Consider the following 23,309-nt stretch of genomic DNA (forward strand, 5'->3'; position numbering starts at 1 on the left):
TATATAGTTTCTACAGCATAATATTTTAAACTTATAGTATAAATAATTTGACTTTATCATTTACAATGACTCTTTTTAAGAAACTCACCTAACCTATTTTTATGAATAACAGATTGATTGCCTCTCGCTTAGTCCCTACCATGTGCCTGGGGCTGCTATTTACTTTTGGCTGCAGCAAGGAAGACCTGGCCCCTGATAATATACCGGCAACCAATCAGCGCTCCAGCAGCGCCGCACAGGCCACCGATGATGGCTCATTGGCCGTACGCCGGGGCAACCATTACCTTATCATTTCAGCTACTAATAAACTTCCAGCGGGGCTCTCCGAGCAAACCAAGGCTGCCAACGGCGAGGTGACCGGCACTATGGAAGAGGTGGGCATTGCTTCGGCTACCTCCTCTGACCCCGCATTTGCTACTAAGGCCGCCCGCATCAGCGGCGTGCGCTCCGTTATTCACGACTTCAGCTACCAGGGCTTTAACCTGGACCAAGAGCGGGTAGTAGAGCTTACCGCTGATGCTGATAATACCAACCCCATCAGTTCCGGCGACAACGACCGGTTTTTCCCGTTGCAGTGGGGCCACACGGCTATTCAGGCACCCGAAGCCTGGAATGCCGGCGCCCGCGGCAAGGACGTGCTGGTGGCCGTGCTCGATGGCGGCTTCGACCTGAAACACCCTGATTTGGCAGGCAACATCTACAGCAGCAAATCCTTTGTTCCCGGTGAGGAGGCCCAGTTTGTCCCGAAACCCGGCAAGACGTTCAGCCACGGCACACACACGGCCGGCACTATTGCGGCGGTGGATAACGCCACTGGAATAATTGGCGTGGCCCCCGAGGCTAAAGTTCTGCTGGTAAAAGTACTACGTGATGCCGGTAGCGGCTCTTTTTCCTGGATGATGCAGGGCATTTATTATGCCGTAGAACAGCATGCTGATGTGATTAACATGAGCCTGGGCGCGGCGGTACCACACCATGACAAGTACCGCGACGACAACAGCACCCCCGACGACCCTTCCGATGACACCTGGGTAAATGACACCCGGGAAATACAGGAACTCCTCGTGGCCATCAGCCGCGTTACTACCTATGCCACGCAGCATGGGATTACAGTTATTGCCTCGGCTGGCAACGATGCCAACAACGGTAACCAGGACAAAGACCTCGCCCATATCCCCTCTGGCATGCCCACCGTTATTTCGGTATCGGCCACCGGCCCCATAGGATGGGCCAAAAACACCAGCACCGACCTCGACCGGGTGGCGTCTTATACCAACTACGGCACTGCCGAAGTTACCTTTGCTGCGCCCGGCGGCGACTTTATGTTTCCCACCAATGAAGTAGCCATGGGTTTCCGCGGGGTTAATCAGTATGTATGGGCGCTGGACATGGTGATGAGTCTGACCTACAACGGATACACTTGGTCGGCGGGCACCAGCATGGCAAGCCCGCACGTAGCCGGTGTGGCTGCCCTCATCATCGGCAAACATGGCAGCCCCATGGCCCCCGCTCAGGTCCTCTCCGTGCTGCGCGCCTCCGCCGACGACCTCGGCAAGCCCGGCCGCGACCCTTACTATGGCTACGGTCGTGTAAATGCGCTTCGTGCTGTAACGGCAGTACAGTAAAGGATTTTGTTTGAATCAAAAAGGCCCCGTAATACCGTAGCGGGGCCTTTTTGGTTTCTCTTCACATGGGGTGTACAAGCAGATAAAACGAAGCTCTCCTTCTTGATCCGTAGCCCTGAAAAAACAAAAACCCCGTTCCTGACTCAGAAACGGGGTTTACTGCAGAGAGGATGGGATTCGAACCCACGATGAGCTTTAGACCCATACACACTTTCCAGGCGTGCTCCTTCAACCACTCGGACACCTCTCTGGATGCGGAAAGCGGTGGCAAAGTAACGCCCCTTTTTCGGGATACGCAAGCGCCGGGGCCGATTCCTGCTGAGTATTCCCTAGCCGAGCGAGATTTCGCCGCGTAAGTCGCGGGTGAGGCCGGCGGCGGTTTCGGCGGGCGTCAGGGGGTGGCCCAGCACGTACATCATCTTGGTAATGGCCGCTTCGGTGGTAATGTCGTCGCCGCCGATGACGCCCAGGTCGCGGAGGTGGGCGCTGGTTTCGTAGCGGCCCTGCTGCACGCGGCCTTCGTCGCACTGGCTCACGTTCATGATGTGCAGGCCCCGGTCGATGGCATCGCGCAGGGCCTGGGTAAACCAGGGGGCGGTGGGGGCGTTGCCGGAGCCGTAGGTTTCCAGCACGCAGCCGCGCAGATCGGGCACTTCCAAGGAGGCGCGCACCACCCGCTCGTTAATACCGGGAAACATCTTCAGAATGCTCACCCGGTCATCAAACTGGCGGTGGAACAGCGTGGGCCCGGGCGGCACGATGGTACGAATGGCGCCTTCGTTATATTCCAGATCAATACCGGCGCGGGCCAGCGGCGGGTAGTTCTCGCTTTTGAAGGCGTTAAAGTGGCCGCTTTCCACCTTCTTGGCGCGGTTGCCGCGCAGCAGCACATTGTGAAAGAAGATACACACCTCCGGCACCCGTGCCCTTCCGGTATGCGGGTCGCGGGCGGCCGCAAATTCCAGGGCGGTCAGCAGGTTTTTGCGGGCATCGGTGCGGACCTTACCCACGGGCAGCTGGGCCCCGGTGAAGATGACAGGCTTGGTGAGGTTTTCGAGCAGGAAACTCATGGCAGAGGCCGAATACGCCATGGTATCGGTGCCGTGCAGAATCACAAATCCATCGTAGGCCTCGTAGCTCTGCTCAATAAGCCCTACCAGCGTGAGCCAGTCGGAAGGCGCAATGTTGGAGGAGTCGATGGGGTGGGCCAGGCTGTGTACTGTGAGGCGCACATTAAACTGGTGCAGCTCCGGCATCAGCCGCAGCATACTGCTGAACTCCATGGGCACCATCTCGCCGCGGCGGTTGTAGGCCATGCCAATGGTGCCGCCCGTGTAAATCAGCAGCAAAGAAGCCTCGGGCGCGGCCGGGGCGGCAATGTTAATATCCAGTAATTGGTTCAAAGGAACAGGAAAACAGGGCCGGACAAAGCCCGGCAGCGCGTGGGTGGTGGAAGTGGAAAAGCAGGAGGCGACTTTTGCCGGGTGGGTGGGCCCGGCGCATTGGCAAGCTAGGGCTTTGCCCACGCTTTTCCCACGCCCGCACGCAACTTTTGCTACAGGCTGAACAAGGCCTGTGCGTTGCGGGTGGTGGCTTCGGCTACCTCTTCCACATCCCGGCCCAGCAGGTCAGCCACGCGGCGGGCCACCAGCGGAAGGTAGGCGGGCTCGTTGCGCTTACCGCGGTGCGGCACGGGCGCCAGATACGGGCAGTCGGTTTCCAGCAGCAGGTGCTCTAGCTCCAGGCCCGGCAGCACCTTATCCAGGCCTCCGTTTTTGAACGTAGCCACGCCCCCGATGCCCAGCTTAAAGCCCATCTTGATGACCCGCTCGGCCTCGGCGCGGGAGCCGGAAAAGCAGTGAAACACGCCCTGGAGCGTCCCATCCTGGGCGGCTTCCACCAGCTCGGCGGTTTCCTGAAAGGCGTCACGCGTGTGCAGCACAAGGGGGAGCTTGTGCTTTTTGGCCAACTGAATCTGCACCCGCAGGGCTTCCTGCTGCCAGCCCAGAGTAGTTTTGTCCCAGTACAAATCAATGCCGCACTCCCCTACCGCCGCAAACGGCCGCTTGCCCAACCATTCCTCCACCAGGTACAATTCCCGCTCAAAGTCTTTATTAACGGAGCAGGGATGCAGGCCCATCATGGCAAAGCACAGCTGCGGAAAGCGGGCTTCGGTTTCCAGCATCATATCAATGCTGGTGTGGTCGATGTTGGGCATCACGATGGTGCTTACGCCGGCCTCCAGGGCGCGATGCAGCATATCGTCACGGTCGGTTTTAAACTGCTCGGAATAAACGTGGGCGTGCGAATCGGTAAGGTGCATAGGTTCAGTTGCCGGTTGCGGTTTGTCAGCTGCCATAAGTAGGCAACGGATGGTTTTGCAAAGGTAGGCGACGGGCAGGCGAATACAGGCTGCGGAGCGAGGAAGGGGCAGCACAAACCAGAACGGCATGCCGAGCGAAAGCGAGGAATCTCGTGTGCTGACATTGCCACCTTGTCTGTCATTCTGAGCTTTGCGAAGGACCTTCTCCCGTCACTACGAGTTCGTTATGACGATTATCGTGCTTGCGTGAGATGTTCCTTCGCAAAGCTCAGGATGACAGGTGAAGCGGTAGAGATGCTTCGACAAGCTCAGCATGACAATTACTATGGCAACGTAAGCACGCGAGATTCCTCGCTTTCGCTCGGCATGCCGTTCTGGTTTGATATTGTTAGATATCATTCAAGTTCCAGCGCGCTTTCATTGGCCGGCTTCTTCCCTACTTATACCGCCGGCCTTTCCACTCAAACCGAATAGGCAGCAGCCGAAACAGCACCAAACCAACGGTAAGCCCGAGCGTGTAGAATTCGAACAGCGGAAGCAGCCGCAAAGGAGCACGCCTACCAACCCGGCGAAAGCAGAGCGCCACTAATACTCCTTGCAACAGCATTTTCGCGCCTAAAACAAGCAGAGCGGGCACGGGCCCAACCACCATGGCCAGCATCAGCAGGACCGGATAAAAGCCGGAATACACCAGCAAGCCGGCCTGCAGCCACCACGGCAGCCCCTCTACCCCACACAGCCAGCGGCGGCGCTGGTGTAGCAGCCCGCTTACGGACGGCATGGGTAAGGAAATGGCCAGCACTTCGGGCCGAAATACGTTCCGGAAGCTGAAACCCTGCCGCAGCACGGCTTGGAACAGCTCATAATCTTCCGTCACCGAAAAGGGGAGCCGCTCGTAGCCGCCGGTGGCCTCGTAGGCAGTGCGGGTTATCAGCATGTTGTTGCCCATGGCCGTAACCGGGCGGCCAAAATCGGAAACCACCTGCACCAGCCCCAGGGACAGCAGCCAATCCAGCCCCTGCAATTGATCAAAGAGGCGCGGGCCTTCTACCAGTGTGAGGCCGGTAACGGTGCCTACCCCAGGCTGCGTGTGCGCCAGAAGGCCGGTCAGCCAAGAAGCGGGCACGGCAATATCGGCGTCGGTTATAAAGAAATACTCCGTGGTGGCAAGGCGGGCCAGATGAGCCAGCACGTTGGCCTTGCCCAGGGCCGTGCCCATGGTATCCGTGATAGGCACGCAGCGAAAGGTGCCGGCATAGTTCTGCATGGCCCGCTCGGCCAGGGCGCGGGTGCGGTCGGAAGAGGCATCATCCCCCACCAGTATTTCTATCAGCTCCGGGGGGTAGTGAAGCTGGCGAATATGATGCAGACAGCGGCCAATGGCGGCTTCTTCATTACGGGCGGCAATGAGGATATTTATGCGCGGCAGCGAAGCGGGCAGCGGCAGCGGGGCCGGGCTGCGGCGCAGCGCAAACAACAGCGTGGACGCACTCAGTATCAGAAACCAGACTGCCAGATACAGCGTGAGTGCCGCGACCATCAACCCGGAATTATAAAGCGGCAAACTGGTACTCCAACGCCGCAAAGTGGGCCAGGTAGCGCGGCAGCACATAGCGCAGGTTGCGGCTGGCTTTCAGGCTGTCGTGAAACACGACGATGGAGCCGGGCTTGGTCAGACTGATGGAGGTGAGCAGGCACTCCTCGGAATCGTAGGTGGCGTCGTAGTCGCAGGTGAGGACATCCCACATCACCAGTTGGTGGGTAGCATGCAGGTGGCGGGCCAGCGGAATGGTGATGCGGCCGTAGGGCGGGCGCAGCAAGGGCCGGGTTTCGGGGGCGGGCAGCACGGCATCCAAGGCCTGCTGGCACCGGGTGATATCGGCCAGGTAGTTGGCGCGGGAGGATGTCCAGCCGCTGAGGTGGTGATAGGTATGGTTGGCCAGACGATGCCCGGCGTCCAGCACCTGGCGGGCAATATCGGGGTGGCGCTCCAGGTTTTCGCCCACGCAAAAGAAGGTGGCCTGGGCGTTGAAAAGGGCCAGTTGCTCCAGCACGAAAGGCGTTTCTTCAGGAATGGGGCCGTCGTCGAACGTTAGATACAGGACCTTCTCCCCGCCTACCGGCATATCCCAGAGCGCTTCCGGCAACAGGCGGCGCATAGGGGCCGGCATTCGGTGCAAACGCATGGTTTTTGAGTTCTGAGTGAAGTGCTAGCAGAGTTTAACGGCACGAAGGTACGGCACACCAGACAATAAGAACGTCATGTTTAAAGGCCGTCCTGTTGAGCATGTGGCGCATCAAGCCAGGATCGAGACATCTCGCGTGCTGATGTTGTAATAGTAATCGAAGCCCCTTCTTTTCTGCGGTGAGGGGTTGGGGTGAGGCGCAACGAAGCGGGCGAGATGCTTAGACAGGCTCAGCATGACAATAGCACTACAACATCAGCACGCGAGATGTCTCGATCCTGGCTTGATGCGCCACATGCTCGACAGGACGGCCTATATTCAGCAACGATGCGCCACATGCTCTGCATGTCGTTAAGGGGTTTATTCTTCTTACTTCTCTGCTACTTCCAGCAACACCTGCCAGAGTCTGGCTGCGCTCTGGTCCCAGGAAAAACGTTTCGTGTTTTCGTGCCCCAGGCACACCAGCTCCTGACGGCGGGTGGCGGAGCCGTGCACCAACACCAGCCCCTCGGCAATAGACTCCACCGAGAACGGGTCTACCAGCTGGGCGGCGCCGCCGGCTACTTCGGGCAGGGAGCTGCAGTTGGAAGTGATGACGGGGCAGCCACAGGCCTGCGCCTCGATGATGGGAATGCCAAAGCCTTCGAAATATGGCACGTAGGCAGCGGCCAGCGCGGCCGCGTAGAGCTGCACCAACTCTACGTCGGTTACGCGGCCGGTGAGGTGCACGTCGCGGCGGTGCTGCAGCTCGCGGTATACCTCAAAAATGGGCCCCGCCTGCCAGGCCGTGCGGCCCACGATGAGCAGCTTGGCCGGCGAGCCGGTACGCGCCTTAAACAGATCAAAAGCGCGCAGCAGATTCACCAGATTTTTGCGCGGCTGCAGGGCCCCCACAAACAGAAAATACGGCTTGCCCGCACTGAACCGGTCCCGGGTATCCTGCTGCACCTGGGGTGGCTGGGGCTGAAAATGGTCGTCGGCGGCGTTGTAGACTACCCGGATCCGGTCGGCGGGGATTTGGTAGGTTTGGATGAGGTCCTGGCGGGTAGCTTCAGACACGGCTACCACCCGGGCAGAGGCGCGGGCAAAGCGCGGAACAAAGAAGTGGTAGTACCAGCGCTGCAGGGTGCCTATATCCTGCGGAAAGTGCTCAAAAGCCAGGTCGTGAATCACCGTAACGCGGGGCACGCTGGTATTCAGCGTGGTGTAGCCATCGGGGCTGAGGAATACGGCCGGCCGAAAGCGCAGCAGCCACGCGGCCACGGCCACTTCAAACCACAGCACATACAGAAACGGATGCCGGGCCGGCGGGGACAGCACGTGCGGCACTACGTTGGGCCCGAAGAGGTAGCGCTTATCAAACTCCCGATCAAACAGAAAATGAAAGGTGTGCTCGGGATGCTGCCGTACCAGCCGCTGCAGCGTTTCAAATGTGAAACGCCCGATGCCTTCCAGCTTGTCGCCGGGCAGCAGGAAACGGGTGTTGACGGCAATGTGCACGCAGGTAGGATTGAGCAGTGAAAGAGCAGCAAAATAGACAATCAGCCGCTCACGCCCGCGGGCCTCGCCGTTTTAACAACTGCCCCGGATGCTTAGCGACGCAATACCGCCCGCAACTCCTCCACTTTCACAATGCGCAGTAGCAGCAGAATCAAACCGAACGCCAGCCCCGCACCAAGGGACTCTAACAGCCACTGGTGCAGCCACATCTGCAGGCCATACCACACCGCGGCCAACAGGCCAAAGGCCAGCCCCAGGCGGCCCAGCAACGACCACGGAATAGCTACCCGCGCCCGGCCCCGTACCAGCGCCACGTAGCCAATAGACACAAACAAAGCGCACCACAGCGTATTCAGTGCGGCGGCCGTGGCCCCGAAACGGGGCAGCAGCAGCAGGTTCAGGCCCACGTTCAGCACAATGCTGCCGGCTACCAGTGCACTCACGGCACGCTCCTGATTGGTGCTGGTGAGCAGCGTGCTATAGATTGCGAAAAAGGCGTGCACCAGCACATTCACAAACAGAATTTTCAGGCAGAAAGCCATGTGTGCAATTTCGGCCGGGGTACTGTGCGTGAACTGCCAGAACAGCACCTCGCCCCGAAACAGCACAAACGCACACACAAACAGCAGCGGCACAGTTATAATGCGCTGCCCAAACCATAGCAGCTCGCGCTGCTCCGAGGGGCGGGCACTGGCGTGGGCAAATTTGGCAAAGAACAGGGGCAGCACCGTCCAGAGGTACATCATCACGGCATCTACCCAGCGGTAGGCGCCGGCATAGTAGCCGGCCTCCTGCGGAGAGGCCAGGCGCTCCAGCATTACCATATCAATCCGCTCGTTCAGGCCATACAGGAGCGTGATGAGGGCGAAGGGCAGGCTTTGCCTGAGCACGGTGCGGGCATGCTGCCAGCGCAGGCGGTAGCGCTGCCACCCAAACAGCCTTGACACCAATACATACAGCACCAGAAAAGTGAGCAGCGTGGCCACCGTGCGGGCCCCAATGTAGCTATCCAGCGTAAGGCCCGCCGGCAGCAGCAAAAGCACCAGCGCCAGCAGCAGCACTTTTTCCAGCACAGAAAGCAGGGCATCGGTATTAAAGCGCTGGCTGGCCTGCAACGTGCCGCGCAAAAACTGCGTGTATTGCATGAGTAGCAGCCCGGCGCCGGTTAGCGCCAGCAGCGTGAGCGTGTGCCCGCGGTAGCCCAGCACAAAACCGGTGGCCACAATCAGGCCCAGAAAGGCCAGGGAAAGCCAGCCTTTCAGAGGCAGAATGGTGGGGAAATACTCCGGCAGAAACGTGGCATCGGCAGCCACGCGCTTGGTGGCGTGCTGCGTCATGCCTAAGTCAGAAACCGATGCAAAGATGAGCGTAAGGGCGTACAAGGCGGTAAACGTACCGAAGGCCGCGTGGCCCAGCCGGTCCTGCACCAGGTTTTCCACCACTACCCAGCCAGGCTTTACCAGCAGGTTGAGCAGCACGACGAAGCTGATATTTTCGAAAAACTTTTTGATGCTACTTGCCGCTGAGTGGACGGCAAAAATACGATTGGCACCGAACAATGCGTATTTTTCGGCCTTCGATGATTCTTGTGCTATTTTTCCGGCGCGGCTGACGTGCCGCACTGCTGCTACTAAAATGTTATTCGGGGCCCCGGTTGTGTGCTAGCGGCCTCTGCTACCTGATACTTGTCATTCTGCCCGTATGCCTGATTCCTCTTATTCGCTTCTTCATTTATGGCCGCTGCTCAGCCGCTGGAAAAAGCCTGTGCTGCGGGCTTTGCTCCTCACGCTGCTGGTGAGCACGGTGGTAGCTTTCCTGCTGCCTAATCAGTATAAATCAACCGCCGTATTTTACCCCACCGCCCCCCAAAGCACCGACCCCGACCAGATTGTGGCGGAAGGCGCCAAGCTGGAGCCCGGCGGAACGGCCGCCGACCTGGACCGCATCATCACTATTGGCACTTCCCTGCCCGTGGCCGAGCAGGTGGTGCGCAAGTTTAATTTAAAGCAGCATTATGGTTTGGGCGACGATAACACCGACAAAGTGCACCAGGCCGTGCTGGATAAGTTCAGCAGCAACCTGAGCATTATTCCCTCAGAGCGCGACGCTATTGAGCTGACTTTTATTGATCAGGACAAGTTTCTGGCGGCTAAGGTGGCTAACACGCTGGTGCAGATTATTGACAGCATTAACCAGCAGCTGACCACCGAGAACCGCCGCAAAGTACTGGCCCTGTACCAGTCGCGCTACGCCTATCTTAAAACACAGTACCAGCTCACCCGCGACAGTCTGGTGAATAGCCGCAAGCGCTACGGCGTGTTTGGCATGGACCGGGAGTCGCGCTACCTGGCCAAGGAAGTGGTGGAAACGGAAACCGACCTGCAGCGGGCTGAGGGCGAAGTAGCCGCCGGCGGCGGCTCTGCGGCCCGCGTGGCCGGCCTGCGTCGCGCCCTGCGCAACCTTACCACGGCCGAGGGTGGCAACCGCATCAACCTGGAAAACTACCTGAGCGCCGCCGACGATGTCAGCACGCTCTACGCCCGTTTTCTGGACCTGCAGGAGCGTCTGGTAAAAGCCCGCGGCGCCTACGAAGACACGGAAGTCAGCCTGCGCAACCGGATTTCTTCCATCTATACCGTGCAAAAGGCCTACCCGGCCCTGCGCAAATCCCAGCCCATCCGTTGGCTGATTGTGGTTGGGTCGGTGACGGTTATGCTGGTACTGTCCGTTATTGCGGTGAGTTTGCTGGAGCTCACCCGCACCCGGGTTCCGGAATTTAGCGCCCGGCGCGAACGGGAATACGCGGAATGAACCGCCTGACGCTGCCGGCTGCGTGGCGGCGCCACCTTCCTGCTGATGCTCAGACGGGGCTGTACGCGGCCTTTGTAGGGTTGTTGCTGGTGTGCGGCAGCATAGCACTGCTGGCCGATGTGCCGGGCTGGTGGCTGGTGCCCTTTGTGGTGCCCGCCGCGGTGGCCCTGCTGCACGATTGGCGCTGGGCCTATTACCTGCTGCTATTCTCGCTGGCCTTTTCTCACGAAATCCACCTCCCCAACGGGCTCAGCACTGATATTCCCTCAGAGCCGCTGATGCTGCTGGTGACCGGCTGCTGCCTGGCCGCCCTCATCAGCGGGGCCATCCGTCTGCCCCGGCGGTTGCTGGCGCACCCGCTGGTGCTGCTGGTAATTCTGGCCTGGCTGTGGGCTGCCACTTCCATGCTGGTTTCCGTGGATACCCTGAAATCAGTGAAGTACCTACTGGCCAAAACCTGGTACCTCATTCCTTTTGGGCTGGTTACGTGGTTGGTAGTGCAACGCCCCGCCCATGTGTGGCGGGTAGTGGGCTGCTATACCTTGGGCGTGGCTCTCTCCACCCTCTACAGCGTGGTGCGGCACGCCGGCAGCGGCTTTACTTTCGATACCATTCATGACGCCGTGCAGCCGTTTTACCGGAACCACGTTATCTACGCCGCCACGCTGGCGCTGCTGATTCCGTATGCCTGGTACGCGGCCCGGGCGGCCCACACACGCTGGGGCCGTCGGCTGTGGCTGGGGGCTTTTTGGCTGTTTATGTTTGGGGTATTCACCTCCTACACCCGGGCTTCTATTCTGGCGGTGGTCCTCTCGGTAGGCTTTTACTACATCATTCGCTGGCGGCTTACGCGCCTGGTGCTCATCGGCTCGGCCCTGGCCACCTTACTGGCAGTGGTCTACTTTGTGCAGCAGAACAAGTACCTGCTCTACGCCCCCGATTATGAGAAAACGGTGTTCTACGGTGACAACTTCGAGAAGCACTTGGAGGCCACTTACAAGCTGGAAGATGTATCGGGCATGGAGCGGCTGTACCGCTGGGTAGCGGCCGCGCGCATGTTTCATGATAAGCCCATTACCGGCACCGGCCCCAGCACCTTTTACCCGGAGTACAAGCACTATACCGTCAAGAGCTTCCGCACCTACGTCAGCGACAACCCCGAGCGCTCTACCACGCACAATTACTTCCTGCTGCTGCTGGCCGAGCAGGGCTTACCCGGGCTGTTGCTTTTTGTTTTGCTGTTAAGCACTGCGCTGTTGCTTATTGAGCGGCTTTACCACCAGAGCGCGGCCCCGGCCCTGCGCAACATTGTGCTGGCGGCGGGCCTTTCTTTCTACATTATTGTGTTCCACCTGCTCTTGAATGAGCTGGTGGAAGTGGATAAAATCGGCTCCTTCTTCTTTATAGCCCTGGTTATCCTCATTCGGGTGCAGGAGTGGGTTTCACAGCCGGCGGCCAGTCTTCTGGAGGAAGAGGCTGCCGCGCGCATCTGAGGCGACGGAAAGCAGGCTGCTTACGCCGCTTTTAATCTGCGGTAGCAGGCGCTAGCGGTAGAAAATGTTGTAGAGAATCCATAGCAGAGCAATGGCTGCCATGGTGTACCAGCCCCATTTAGCATAGTTATCGGAGGAGGTTCTGCGGGGCGGGCGGTTCAGGCCGGGGAGTTTCATAGCTATAACCTTACTGGAGGACGGAATAAGATAAGAAAAGGTATTCTAATAGGACGGCCCCGCAAAATATTGGTTGCTCCTGGCTTTCCGCAGTCATTTTCCCGCTTATAAAGGCGAACAGACACGGCAGGTTAAAACAAACGCCTGTTACTAAGGGCGATGCATTGACAATGCAATTTTATATTCATATTATAACATAATTAAAAAGATGTAGCACCATCTCTCCCCTCCCTCCAGCGTTATGAAAAACTTCCTCGTCCCCACCAATTTCACCCCCGAAGCGCACCATGCTTTTGAGGTAGCGCTGCAACTGGCACAGCGGGTAGGCGGCCGCGTGGTGCTGCTTCATAAGCCGGACTTGCCCGGCGGATCGGGGTTTGTGTCCAGCGGCAGTGGCAGCAAGGGCGACGGCATGGATGATGTATTTGCCATCCGGCTGCTGCAGAATGTGAAGTTCAAAATGCACGAGCTGATGCGCGAAGCCCTGCGCCGCTTCAATAATATTGAACTGGATGAAGTCATCAGTACCGAAAGTCTGACCACGGCCATTCTGGACACCATCCGCTCCCACGACATTGACCTGGTGGTCATGGGCACCCAACCGCCCACCAAGTCCCGTCCCTGGTGGGTGGGCTCCAATACCGAAAAAGTAGTGCAGCTGGCTCCCTGCCCGGTGCTCACCGTAAAACACGCCCAGCCTAACTTCGACGTGCAGCACCTGGTAGTAGCCTCTGATTTCTCGGATGAGGCTGACCGCATGGTACCGCAGCTGCGGGAGCTGCAGGAGTTGTTCCCGGACGCCAAGCTGCACCTGCTGGATGTGGTAGCCCCCGGACGCAGCCACGAAGCCCCGCTGCAGCGCATTCACTCCTTTGCCAGCCGCCACGAGCTGGACAATTATGAGCCCGATGTAATTGATGCGCCCCGGGTGCGCGAAGGCATCCCCCGCTTTGCTGAGCAGGCCCACGCCGATTTAGTGGTGATGCTCACGCACGGGCACACCGGTCTGAGCCACCTTTGGCATGCCAACACCGCTGAAAACGTGGCCACCCACACCAATGTACCCGTTTTAACGCTGCGCACTTAAGTTTCTGACACGATACCAGTTACATACGCCGGCAATTACGTTCAAACAGCGAAATCCCCATTCACCAGAACAGGCTTCTGGTGAATGGGGATTTCGCTTGATGCCGCTGTTTCAGCAGAGCTGAAAAACCTTACTTAAAGCGGCAGCTGAGAATGGTAATATCATCGGCAAACTGATTGCCTTTCACGTTGAAATTGCGAATCTCATCTAGCACTTCGGTGTGCAGGGTGCGCAGGGGCAGGTAGCGGGAACGGCGCAGGAAATCCAGCACGCCTTCTTCGCCATACTCGTCGCCGGCTTTGTTGAATACTTCCGTCAGGCCATCGGTGTAAGTCAGTAGCAGGGCTTTTGGGCGAATGGTGATGCGCGACACTTTCAGGAAGGGTAGCTCGTCCATAATACCCAGCATGGTGGCCCCATCGGCCAGGTATTCCACCGTGTCGTCGTCCTGCAGCAGAATGGGCGAGTTGTGGCCGGCATTCACGTATTGCAGCTCCCGCGTGGTGCGGTTGTAAATGCCGAAAAACGCCGTGATAAACTTCTCTGACACGGCATTGCAGTAAATCAGATTGTTCAGCTCGGCTACCACCGTGGCCAGCTCCACGCCCTGGCGCAGCAGCGTGCGCAGCCCGGCCTGGAAGTTCGACATCAGCAAGGAAGCCGGCACGCCTTTCCCGGATACATCGGCCACGCAGAACAGAAACCGCTCTTCGTCAATAACGACCACGTCGTAATAGTCGCCGCCAATGGCCGTGTGGGGCACGTAGCTGGCATGCACGGCCACTTGGGCATCGTTGGGGAGCTTGCGCGGGAAGAGCATAGTCTGCACCTCCTGGGCAATTTCAATTTCCTTGCGCATGGCGGCAGCCGCTACTCGCTGCCGGGCCAGGCGGCGATTTTCAATGGCGCCCAGCAGGATATTGCTCAGGGTTTCCAGAAACTTGGTGGCTTCGCCATCGGCGTAGTCCTCGTGCACATTACCGATGAGGATATAAGCCAGCACCTCGCCATTCTGCAGTACCGGAATCAGGGTTTCCAGCAGCTGCCACTCCGGCCCCAGCTGGAGGTCGGCTACCGCGCAGGGCTGCAGCTGGGTTTGCTCCCGCACCAGGGCGGGCACGGGCAGCTTCTTGAAATCGGGCAGGCCGGCGCCAAAGGAAAGCATGCACTGCCACTCCCCTTCTTCCTGCACATACAGCACTAGGCGGCGCACATTCAGTTGGCCCAGCAGGGTGAACTGGAATATTTTGTACAGCGCACCCTCCGGCGAGTCCTGGTTGATGGACTGCGTGATTTCCAGTAAGGCGTTCAGCTCACGCTCTTTCAGAAAGAAGCGTTTTTCGAGCGAAATAAGGCGGGCTGATTCAGGCATGGGAAAGCGGGGTTTTCGGATCGTAGGCGTCGCGCAGGCCGTTGCCGAGCAGATTAAAGCTAAGGACCAGCAGGCTGATGGCCAGCCCGGGCAGCAAAGTCAGCCACAGGCCGGCCTGCGTGCCCAGCAGCTGAAAGCCTTCATTCACCATCAGGCCCCAGGATGGAGCCGGCGGCTGCACGCCCAGCCCCAGAAAGCTGAGGCCGGCTTCCAGCAGAATGGCCGCCGCAAAGTTACTCGTTGCAATTACAATCAGCGGGCCGGTCATATTGGGGAGCAGGTGGCGCGCAATCAGGCGGCTTTGCGGCAAGCCTAGTACGCGGCCCGCCTCCACAAAGGTTGTGGTGCGCAGGCTCAGCATCTGGCCCCGCACTACGCGGGCCACATCTACCCACATGGTAAGCCCCACGGCCACAAACGACGTCCAGACGCCTTTGCTGTCCAGGGCCAGGGAAATGGCAATAACCAGCATAATGCCCGGAATGCTCCACACCACCGTCATCAGCCCCAGCAGCAAACTATCTACCCAGCCGCCCACGTAGCCGGCCACGGCCCCAATTAGCATGCCCAGCGCCAAGGAAATCAGCACGGCTACCAGCCCGATGCCCAGGGAGATGCGCGTGCCCAGCAGTAGGCGGCTCAGCTCGTCGCGGCCGGCTTTGTCGGTACCCAGCCAATAGGTGCGGTGCACAATGTGGGTTTCCTCCACTTCCTGGCGCAGCTCGGCAGCCGAACCGGTATGCCCCGTTATCTGCGCCAGCGAATACCGGCGCGACTTATCCGCCAGCGCGGAGTGGTTGCGGTAGGGCTCGGTAATGAGCGAATCACCTACGATGCGGTAGCTGCCGATAGGCTGCTCGGCGTAGCGCGGCGCCCGGCCCTGCCACCAGGTTAGAAATACGTTATCGGCGGAAACGGAATCCTTGGGGGCCGGCAGGCGCAGAATGGTAGCCTGGAAGCCGGGTGGCTCTTTTTGCAGCTGCACAATGCTGTTGTTGGCCGAAGGCGAATTATCGGGTAGCACCCAGTAGCCCAGCACCGCAATGAGCGTGCACAGCGCAATAAAGCCCAGCCCGAACATAGCCGGCTTGTTGCCGAGCAGGCGCTGGCGCACATAGTAGCTGGGTGGCCGCGCAGTAGTAGGTGCAGGTGCAGTAATGGCGGCCACGGTTAGCGGGTATTGTGCTGCAGCAGGCCTTCTTTGGAGGCCAGGAAGTAAGCATCCCGGCCAATGGCCCCGAAGGAAGTGGGCTCATAGGCCAGCTCGGTATCGGGGTCGGGCCAGTAGCTGCGCACCAGGCCTTTTTCCAGCAGGCTGCGCAGATGCTGCTCCAGCTCGGCGGTAGCAAGGCCGGTTTTCTGGAGCAGGTCGCGGAAGGAAGTGACGAAGTACAGCTCGTCGAGGATATCGAATTCGGCGTCGGTCAAGGCAGCAGGGGCTGATGTGAAGTAAGCAAATGTAACGCAGGAAGGCGAGTTGTCAGGAATTAGAACTTAGGGATTAGGTAATAGAGTGAGGGTGATTATCACTTGTCTTGTACATTATTGAACTGCACAACGGTTAAACATCTAAACCCTAAGTCCTAACCCCTAAGTTACCTGCCGGCCTTTCCACTGGTATTGTCCGCGGCGGGCCGCCAGGGCCACGGCCAGCGCATACGGCGCATAAAGCAGCTGCAGCGGCAGCAACCACCAAAGTAACTCCTGGCGGCCCAGCAGCCGCAGCACGGGCCGCAGGAAAACCACATCAGCCCCCAGCTTCAGGAGCCAGCCGCCTGCCACCCAGGGCCATAGCGCGGGCCAGAGCAGCAGCGAAACCAGCCCCAGGAAAAGCGCCAGGTTGGTCAGCAGCACCAATACCGCCAGGCGTTGGGGGGCCGTGGTCTGGTAGTGCGGCCATTTGCTGGCCCAGCGCACCCGCTGCCGAAGCAAAGCCGGAATGGTGGGTTGAGTAGCGGTGCTGACCGTGGCGTTGGATTCTTTCAAAAACTGAACGCCGCTGGGGTAGCGCTGCTGAATTTTATGCAGCAGGAATTCATCGTCGCCGCTGGCCAGGTGAGAGTTGCCGGCAAAACCGCCCACGGCGGTAAAGGTGCTGCGCCGGTAGCCCAGATTAGCGCCGTTGCACATGGTAGGGGCTTTTTGCCCGATGCCGGCGGCTCCCACTCCTACCAGCCCGGCCATTTCCAACGCCTGCAATTGCGCCAGCCAGCCGGAACCCGTTAGCCGCACCGGGGCGCTTACCAGGTGCGTGGCGGGGTTAGAAGCCGCCAGGGCATGCAGCCGCAGCCAGTCGGCAGGCACACGGCAGTCGGCATCGGTGCAAACCACCCAGGGGGCCTGGGCCACGGCCAGGGCCGCTTCCAGGGCGGCTTTTTTTCCGGTGCCTTGCCCCGGAGCATCCGACAAAGCCAGCAGACGCAGGCTGAAGGACACCTGTTCCGCCCACTGCCGCACCAGGGAGGCAGTTGTATCGGAGGAATAATCATCCACCACAATTACTTCAAACCGTGCGGCCGGCAGGGTTTGCGCCTGCAGGTCCTGCAGTAAGCCCGGCAGGTTGCCGGCCTCGTTGCGGGCGGCTATCAGCACTGATATTTTAGGAATGTCTCCTACAGAAACCGAGACTTCCGCCTGATTTTGCTTAGGCGAATGTAGCAGCATGGGCAATGCCGGAAGCTGCTGCCAGGCTTGCCGAAAGCGTAGCATGGCCACCGCATAGAGCAATGGTGGCACCACCAGCACCAAGCCCAAAACAACCGTCAGCCCGCTCACGAGGCAGATTCTTTATTACCCTTTTTCCGGAACACTTTCACCCGCAGCACGAACAGCAGCCCGGCCGCGCTGGGCAGGGCAATATTGATAACCCACAGGCTCAGGCTGGCACTGAGCACCGGCAGTACTGGTTGGCCCAGCAAGCCAAATAAGTGGGTAGCCGATAACTCCCGCACGCCTACATCTGCCAAGGCATTTAGCGAAGGCACAAGGGATTTCAGCAGCAAAGTACCCGCAATGGCCGACAGCCCCGGCCCTACTTCCGGCCGGGCGCCATAGGCCCACAACAACAGCATAAACTGGCCGCAAAACACCAGATACCGCAGCCCTGATACGGCTAAAACGGAGTGCAGCAAACTGGCCGGATAAGTAGGCATAACCGCCAGATAGCGCCGAAAGCGCCGCAGGGGCCGCACCAGCGTTAGGGCCGCCAGCAGCAACCGGCTGCGATACAACGGCACCAGCAGGGCTATATTAATAATTATGGCCGCCCCTATCACCCCCAACTTGGAGGCAGGATAACCAGTTAGATAGAACGTGAGCAGAAAGTAGAGCAGCCCGGCCGTGCCCGCCAGCATAGTTGCTACCATCTGGCAGTATCGGCCCAGGAAAACCGCGCCTAGGGCATCCAGCCGGCGGCTTTTGAGCTCGATGATGCGGCCGGCGTAGTCGCCCACGCGGTTGGGAGTAACGAAGCCCAGCGTGAGGCCCACCAGCACGGCCCGGAAGCTGCGGCGGAAAGAAACCGGCTCCAGATGCCGGGCCAGCCGCCACCACTTCCAGGCTTCCAGGCCCCAGTTGACGGGCACCAGCGCCAGTGCGGCCAGCACCGGCCCGCGGCCCGCCCCGGTTAGTGTGGAGCTGAGTAGCTGCCGCCAGGCCGCGGCCGTGGCTTTATCCGCAAATACGGAATGGTACAGCAGCCCCAGCGTGAGCAGCGTGATGATCAATTTGCCGCCCACCACCCATACGCGCCGACGACGCGCAGATTCTTCCGGCTTTCGTGCGTAGTTTTGTAGTGGTTCGGGGGGCAAAATGGTGGCGGATTTGGCGTACTCAGCTGGCAAGTTATCCAGCCCTACGCAATAAAGCGCCCGTCCGTCGTGCTTCTTCCCCGGTCTGCTATGATTTTGCCTCTCGCCTCAACTGAATTACTGCCTAAAATTATCATGGGCGTGGACCCCGGCACCCAGATTATGGGCTACGCCGTGATTGAGGTGCGCGGGCAGCACGTGACGGTGTTGCGCTACGATGTCATCGACATGAAGAAGCTGGGCACCAACCACGCCCTCAAGCTCAAGCGCATTTACGAGCGGATGACGGAGCTGATTGAGGAGTTTCTGCCCGATGAGCTGGCTATTGAGGCGCCGTTTTTTGGTGTAAACGTGCAGAGTATGCTCAAGCTGGGCCGGGCGCAGGGCGTGGCCATTGCCGCCTGCCTTTCCCGTCAGATTCCCTACGTGGAGTACGCCCCTACCAAGGTAAAGCAGTCCGTAACCGGCTCCGGCAACGCCACCAAAGAACAAGTGGCCCACATGCTTCGCCAAACGCTTAAGCTGCCGCCCATTGAAGAAGCTCCCAAGTTTCTGGATGCCACCGATGCGCTGGCCGTAGCGCTCTGCCACCACTACCAAAAAGGCAACAATGTGAAAGCCGGCGGTAAAAGCTGGGGCAAGTTTCTGGCCGATAACCCCGGTAAGCTGGCTGCGCCGGTGGCAGGGAAAAAAGCGGTGGCTAATCGGAAGAAGCCGGCGGCGTAGCACGGGCAGCGTCTCTGATTGCTGATTTAACGCGGTAGTTTTTAGACCCAGCAGACATACAGAAGTACCGCTGCCACATACGTCCAAAGGCAGCTAAAGCCGATGTGCACTGCTGTTTCAAAACGCTTGCCCCGCCATAGCTCTGCAGAGTAGCCAAAGAACTGCACCAGGAGCCTCACCAGCCAGAATATTCCCATCCCTAAGGCCACTGTGCGGCCTAAGCGGGTATGTACCAAATCATAGGCAGAAAATAAGCACAGGAGCCCCATCAGGAGTACCACGAGCGCAACAAACAGGGTGTGCACGTACACCATTTGCCGGTTAATCAGGCTAAGTGGTTTCAGCTCACCCGACCAGTCGAAATAGCGCGGAAAGCCGGCGTGGACCAGGGACAGCAGCACAAGTAACGCCCCAATAATTTTAAGGTGCATTTCCATTCTAGCGAAGGATAAAGGCCGAGATAAACGGCGTTATTTTCTGCTCCTGCTCCAGCGTTAAGCCCGCCGTCTGAAAGGCACTGAGCCAAGTGGCGCGGGAATAGAAGTGCAGAAAGCCAATGGTGTAAGCCATAAAATTGGCCGGGTCTCGCAGATGCTCCACAATGACCAGTCGGCCCCGGGGCTGCAGGCTGCGCCGGGCTTCCTCCAGAAAGGCAATCCGCTGGGTCTGCTGCCGGATTTCGTGGGCGGAAAGCATCACTATAACCCAATCGACACTACCCGTGGGCAATGGCAGGGTTTCGGGCTGAACTCGTTCCGTGCCCGGATATGGGAGGCAAGCTGCCCGGGCCCGCTGAATGGATACTTCCGTATGCCTGGCCGGGTCATAAAAGTCCAGTACCCGTAGTTGGGCTGTGGTAAACTTTTGCTGCAGCTGCGGGCTGATTTCATCGAAGCCGGCATGAATGTTAACCACTCGCTCCGGCTCGGGTAATGCCTGGGTATTCAACCAATCAAACGTGTACAGAGCCGAATAATCGTACACATAGTAGGAAACCAGTAAGGATATAATGGTAGGAAAAGCTACCAGAAATAGCAGTAGCCAGGCATAGGGCCGCCAGGGACTAGGGAGCTGGCCGGCAACCACTCCCAGTAACAGAACTAGCCCCGCGGCTAACGCATAGAAGTGCCAGTTGAATCGGATGATATTCCAGACGCCTTCTCCGGGTTTTCTTAAGCGCGCCATAGCTCAGTACGGCCTTTCTTCCAGCTGTAAGGGATATCCGTCATGGTGAAGGCGCTGGCCAGGTGGATTTCACTCATTCCCAGCTGTCGGATAAACCCCACCTGCGCCTGGTTTACCTGCACCGGTTGCGGATGCCAGTCCTCCCGCACACCTTCTACTATAGTGACTTGCTGCTTATGGGGCTGATAAGAAAACGTGAACGGCAGTGGCCCCGCAAAACGGCGGGCCTGCTTCCAGTCAGCAAACGGCGACCCGGCCGGAAGCGTGGGCTCCTCGGGCAGCATGCTTACCTCAATGGACAAATCAGCCTTTTTTGAATGGAATGTCAGACCAGACCCGGTGGCGGTATGCCGGACATCAATGGTACTGTAGCTATAACTCGTGAACAGGTTTCCCAGCCACTGCATCTTCTGTTTATCGGTTTCTGATTTCAGGATATACAGCCCGCGCAGGCGCTTGCCGGCCGGCGTGGTATAGCGTACAAATACCCGGTAGCCAATCAGAAAGAAGCTGTGCCCCAGCCAGGCTGGCAGGCCACGCAGGCGCAGGTCCCGGCTTTGTACCAGCGCCACGGCCACGAAGCCCCAGGCACCATCCAGCGTATCCAGCGTCAGGCACTCGGGAATGAGGTGCTGCAGCTCAGCAGCCGGTACCGCATAGGTAAGCACGGTAGTACGCGTCAGAAGCGCCTCCACGGCGAAAGGGTGGTCTGCAAGCCAGGCTGCCATTCTAGGGTACCGCTTCAGGAGTTGGGGTAAGTACCCACCCGTAGTAATACAGGAGCAGCACAAATAAACCAGCAAAAACAATGTTTAGGTGCTGCCAGAGAAGTAAGTCGGAAGCCAGCAAGAACTCCAGCACATTCATGCTGATGACCAGGGCTATCTGGGCAGCCACATTAAGTTTCAGCCAGCGCCCGCTAAGCACCCAAATACCCATCCCGATTTCCGCGAAGCCAATAAGGCGCGTAAGCGGGGCCGCATACTCCGGCCCCAGAATGCGGGCTACAATGGCCTCGTGCCGGGGCACCAGATACAGCACTTTGCACAGCAGGCCGTTGACGAGCCAGACCGCCGCAATAGCATAGCGAAGAACTGGTTGAAGAGCGGGTAGATGCATCTGCCCCTACCCTACCTCAATTTCTCCCTTCAGATACGTCAGGGCCTGGCCGCTGATCAGGACCCGGTCGCCGTGCAGTTCGCACCATAAGTCGCCGCCGCGGGCAGACACCTGGCGGGCATGCAGGGTGGTTTTGCCGAGTTTTTCGGCCCAGTAGGGAATGAGCTGGGTATGCGCCGAGCCGGTAACCGGGTCTTCATCAATACCCACGCGCGGCCCGAAAAAGCGCGACACAAAATCGACGCTACCGGTGCCGGGCGCGGTGGCCACCACCCCGCGGTATTCCACTTTGCCTAGGTGGTGGAAATTGGGCTTGAGGGCGCGCACCTCGGCTTCGGTGGAGAACACGGCAATCAGGTCGGCGTTGGGGCTGGCCAGAATGTTTAGGGGCGTAGCGCGCAGGCCATCAATCAGGCCATCGGGGTGCACGGGCAGCGGCCGGGGCGGATTGCTGGGGAAATTCAGCGTGAGGCGGTTATGCTCGCCGCGTGTTACATGCAGGGCGCCGCTTTTGCTGTGGAAGATAATTTCCTCGCCCTTGAAGTTCAGGTGATGCAGCAGCACGTGGGCCGAGGCCAGCGTGGCGTGGCCGCAAAGCGCTACCTCTACAGCCGGCGTAAACCACCGGATATCAAACTCATTTCCCTCAGCGCGAGGCACAAAGAAAGCCGTTTCGGCCACGTTGTTTTCGGCGGCAATGGCCTGCATCAGCACATCGGGCAGCCACTGGGTAAGAGGGCACACGCCAGCCGGATTACCGGTGAAAATTTTATCTGCAAAAGCGTCGATTTGATACAGCGGAAGTAGCATAGCTTGCGGAATGATTGTGCTGGCGAAGTAGCTGATAGTTCGGCAGAAAACAAACTATACCGGCCAGGCCGGCTAAAGTAACCGGTGCTTTAAAATATATTTTTTGGCCACGCAACCGGTTGGTATGCCGGCTGGTCATGGGTGTAGAACGCTAGCGTACGACATTCTTATTAGATCTATTTACCCGCCTATGGCTGAATCAATAAATGCGCTGGTAGAAGGTTGCCGAAAGAACCAGCCAGCTGCTCAAAGGGCGTTGTATGAGCGCCTGGGTTATCAGTTAATGGGCGTTTGCATGCGTTACTGCTCTTCCCGGGCCGAGGCGGAGGACGCTCTGCAGGTAACGTTTGTCAAGATCTTCACCCGCTTGGAGCAATTCCGTGGGCAAGGGCCATTTGAAGCCTGGGCCCGCCGCATTGCGGTAACTACTGCCATAAACAGCTACCAGCAAAACCGGCAACAGCATGTACCGCTGGATGCCGCCGAAGTAACAGAGCTGGCACATGCCGACGGAACTCCCTTTGACCAGCTTTCGGCAGAGGACTTAGTGCGCATGATTCATCAATTACCCCTGGGATACCGCACAGTGCTGAATCTATATGCTATTGAAGGCTATAGTCACGCAGAAATCAGTGAGTTACTGGGCATCTCGGAAGGTACCAGCAAATCCCAATTGTCGCGAGCCCGCCGCCTGCTAGAGGAGCGGCTGCTTGTTTCAACCTCCTCTTCTAACTACAATGACTGAGCACGAATCGGAACAATTTTATAACGACCTGCGCCAAAAGCTGGAAGGCTTTGGCAGTGCCGTTCCGGAGTCCGTTTGGTCCGGAATTCAGGAAAAGATGCCCGCTGCTCCCCGTAAGCGGCGGCTTTGGCCTTTGCTGCTTCTCTTATTACTGTGCAGCAACTACATCATTTATCTGGCCCTGGGTCCCTCCTCTCCGCTCCGGCAGCACCTGCCCTGGCAGGATTCGGCAGAAGGTAAAGGCGTCGTAGCGCACAACGCCTCCCGCTCCGGGGCGGCCCCGGGTGCGCCCGCTGAAGGCGGGAAGGCCGCACTGGGTTCAGCAGCAGCATCTCAGGCTG

The 23,309-nt window shown here is 58.8% G+C and carries 23 protein-coding genes and 1 tRNA gene; 6 read left to right on the forward strand and 18 right to left on the reverse strand.

Features of this window, described 5'->3' with window-relative positions:
* Positions 1 to 101: 101 nt before the first annotated feature.
* Positions 102 to 1,625 (forward strand): S8 family peptidase, encoded by a 1,524-nt coding sequence (locus AM218_RS08420; RefSeq protein ID WP_082318135.1) that lies wholly within the window; start codon positions 102 to 104, stop codon positions 1,623 to 1,625.
* 162 nt (positions 1,626 to 1,787) lie between these two features.
* Here the strand turns inward: AM218_RS08420 and AM218_RS08425 are convergent.
* The 7 genes from AM218_RS08425 to AM218_RS08455 form a co-directional block, all read right to left on the reverse strand.
* A tRNA-Ser gene (locus AM218_RS08425) sits at positions 1,788 to 1,875 on the reverse strand.
* Positions 1,876 to 1,954: 79 nt separating this feature from the next.
* The gene (locus AM218_RS08430; RefSeq protein ID WP_054413466.1) at positions 1,955 to 3,028 is read right to left on the reverse strand and encodes an asparaginase; all 1,074 of its coding nucleotides are present in this window, start codon (positions 3,026 to 3,028) and stop codon (positions 1,955 to 1,957) included.
* 152 nt (positions 3,029 to 3,180) lie between these two features.
* Positions 3,181 to 3,948: a TatD family hydrolase gene (locus AM218_RS08435; RefSeq protein WP_054413467.1), complete on the reverse strand. Its 768-nt coding sequence runs from the start codon at positions 3,946 to 3,948 to the stop codon at positions 3,181 to 3,183.
* 436 nt (positions 3,949 to 4,384) lie between these two features.
* Complete coding sequence (locus AM218_RS08440; protein ID WP_054413468.1) at positions 4,385 to 5,488, reverse strand: glycosyltransferase; 1,104 nt, start codon at positions 5,486 to 5,488, stop codon at positions 4,385 to 4,387.
* Between the two features lie 10 nt (positions 5,489 to 5,498).
* Positions 5,499 to 6,134, reverse strand: a complete 636-nt coding sequence (locus AM218_RS08445; protein ID WP_054413469.1) for a polysaccharide deacetylase family protein — start codon at positions 6,132 to 6,134, stop codon at positions 5,499 to 5,501.
* 369 nt (positions 6,135 to 6,503) lie between these two features.
* A complete protein-coding gene (locus AM218_RS08450) occupies positions 6,504 to 7,634 on the reverse strand; it encodes a glycosyltransferase family 4 protein (protein WP_054413470.1) in 1,131 nt (376 codons plus the stop codon).
* Between the two features lie 92 nt (positions 7,635 to 7,726).
* Entirely contained in the window at positions 7,727 to 9,256 is a 1,530-nt protein-coding gene (locus AM218_RS08455; RefSeq protein WP_082318138.1) for an oligosaccharide flippase family protein, read from the reverse strand.
* A gap of 79 nt (positions 9,257 to 9,335) precedes the next feature.
* Here AM218_RS08455 and AM218_RS08460 point away from each other — a divergent pair, with 79 nt between their 5' ends.
* Together AM218_RS08460 and AM218_RS08465 are read left to right on the forward strand one after the other, a co-directional pair.
* Entirely contained in the window at positions 9,336 to 10,445 is a 1,110-nt protein-coding gene (locus AM218_RS08460; protein ID WP_054413472.1) for a GumC domain-containing protein, read from the forward strand.
* On the forward strand, positions 10,442 to 11,938 hold the full coding sequence (locus tag AM218_RS08465) for an O-antigen ligase family protein (RefSeq protein WP_054413473.1): 1,497 nt from the start codon (positions 10,442 to 10,444) through the stop codon (positions 11,936 to 11,938). The genes AM218_RS08460 and AM218_RS08465 overlap by 4 nt, the downstream gene beginning before the upstream one ends.
* Before the next feature lie 51 nt (positions 11,939 to 11,989).
* Here the strand turns inward: AM218_RS08465 and AM218_RS17120 are convergent, their stop codons facing one another.
* Positions 11,990 to 12,115 (reverse strand): hypothetical protein, encoded by a 126-nt coding sequence (locus tag AM218_RS17120; RefSeq protein ID WP_262489756.1) that lies wholly within the window; start codon positions 12,113 to 12,115, stop codon positions 11,990 to 11,992.
* Positions 12,116 to 12,356: 241 nt separating this feature from the next.
* Here AM218_RS17120 and AM218_RS08470 point away from each other — a divergent pair, with 241 nt between their 5' ends.
* Positions 12,357 to 13,202, forward strand: a complete 846-nt coding sequence (locus AM218_RS08470; RefSeq protein WP_054413474.1) for a universal stress protein — start codon at positions 12,357 to 12,359, stop codon at positions 13,200 to 13,202.
* Positions 13,203 to 13,332: 130 nt separating this feature from the next.
* On the opposite strand, the gene AM218_RS08475 is transcribed toward AM218_RS08470, so the two are convergent.
* The 5 genes from AM218_RS08475 to AM218_RS08495 form a co-directional block, all read right to left on the reverse strand.
* Complete coding sequence (locus tag AM218_RS08475; RefSeq protein WP_054413475.1) at positions 13,333 to 14,574, reverse strand: PP2C family protein-serine/threonine phosphatase; 1,242 nt, start codon at positions 14,572 to 14,574, stop codon at positions 13,333 to 13,335.
* On the reverse strand, positions 14,567 to 15,742 hold the full coding sequence (locus AM218_RS08480) for an ABC transporter permease (protein WP_082318139.1): 1,176 nt from the start codon (positions 15,740 to 15,742) through the stop codon (positions 14,567 to 14,569). The genes AM218_RS08475 and AM218_RS08480 overlap by 8 nt, the downstream gene beginning before the upstream one ends.
* A 2-nt stretch (positions 15,743 to 15,744) precedes the next feature.
* On the reverse strand, positions 15,745 to 16,002 hold the full coding sequence (locus AM218_RS08485) for a helix-turn-helix domain-containing protein (RefSeq protein WP_054413476.1): 258 nt from the start codon (positions 16,000 to 16,002) through the stop codon (positions 15,745 to 15,747).
* 162 nt (positions 16,003 to 16,164) lie between these two features.
* Complete coding sequence (locus tag AM218_RS08490) at positions 16,165 to 17,349, reverse strand: glycosyltransferase (protein WP_054413477.1); 1,185 nt, start codon at positions 17,347 to 17,349, stop codon at positions 16,165 to 16,167.
* On the reverse strand, positions 17,346 to 18,383 hold the full coding sequence (locus AM218_RS08495; protein ID WP_071843883.1) for a lysylphosphatidylglycerol synthase transmembrane domain-containing protein: 1,038 nt from the start codon (positions 18,381 to 18,383) through the stop codon (positions 17,346 to 17,348). The genes AM218_RS08490 and AM218_RS08495 overlap by 4 nt, the downstream gene beginning before the upstream one ends.
* 90 nt (positions 18,384 to 18,473) lie before the next feature.
* Here AM218_RS08495 and ruvC point away from each other — a divergent pair, with 90 nt between their 5' ends.
* Entirely contained in the window at positions 18,474 to 19,109 is a 636-nt protein-coding gene (gene ruvC, locus AM218_RS08500; protein WP_054413479.1) for a crossover junction endodeoxyribonuclease RuvC, read from the forward strand.
* A 41-nt stretch (positions 19,110 to 19,150) separates the two neighbouring features.
* Here the strand turns inward: ruvC and AM218_RS08505 are convergent, their stop codons facing one another.
* The 5 genes from AM218_RS08505 to AM218_RS08525 all read right to left on the reverse strand — a co-directional run bounded on the left by AM218_RS08505 (position 19,151) and on the right by AM218_RS08525 (position 22,223).
* A complete protein-coding gene (locus AM218_RS08505) occupies positions 19,151 to 19,546 on the reverse strand; it encodes a hypothetical protein (RefSeq protein ID WP_054413480.1) in 396 nt (131 codons plus the stop codon).
* A 1-nt stretch (position 19,547) separates the two neighbouring features.
* Entirely contained in the window at positions 19,548 to 20,093 is a 546-nt protein-coding gene (locus tag AM218_RS08510) for a class I SAM-dependent methyltransferase (protein WP_231717465.1), read from the reverse strand.
* A gap of 188 nt (positions 20,094 to 20,281) precedes the next feature.
* Positions 20,282 to 21,022 carry a DUF2071 domain-containing protein gene (locus AM218_RS08515; RefSeq protein WP_054413482.1) on the reverse strand — a complete coding sequence of 247 codons (741 nt, stop codon included), beginning with the start codon at positions 21,020 to 21,022 and terminating at the stop codon, positions 20,282 to 20,284.
* 1 nt (position 21,023) lies between these two features.
* Entirely contained in the window at positions 21,024 to 21,413 is a 390-nt protein-coding gene (locus tag AM218_RS08520; protein ID WP_054413483.1) for a DoxX-like family protein, read from the reverse strand.
* Between the two features lie 6 nt (positions 21,414 to 21,419).
* The gene (locus AM218_RS08525) at positions 21,420 to 22,223 is read right to left on the reverse strand and encodes a PhzF family phenazine biosynthesis protein (RefSeq protein WP_054413484.1); all 804 of its coding nucleotides are present in this window, start codon (positions 22,221 to 22,223) and stop codon (positions 21,420 to 21,422) included.
* A 190-nt stretch (positions 22,224 to 22,413) separates the two neighbouring features.
* Between AM218_RS08525 and AM218_RS08530 the strand changes: the two genes are divergently transcribed.
* On the forward strand, positions 22,414 to 22,968 hold the full coding sequence (locus AM218_RS08530; protein WP_071843736.1) for an RNA polymerase sigma factor: 555 nt from the start codon (positions 22,414 to 22,416) through the stop codon (positions 22,966 to 22,968).
* Positions 22,969 to 23,309 lie beyond the last annotated feature (341 nt).

This window comes from Hymenobacter sp. DG25A, assembly GCF_001280305.1.
GTDB lineage: Bacteria > Bacteroidota > Bacteroidia > Cytophagales > Hymenobacteraceae > Hymenobacter.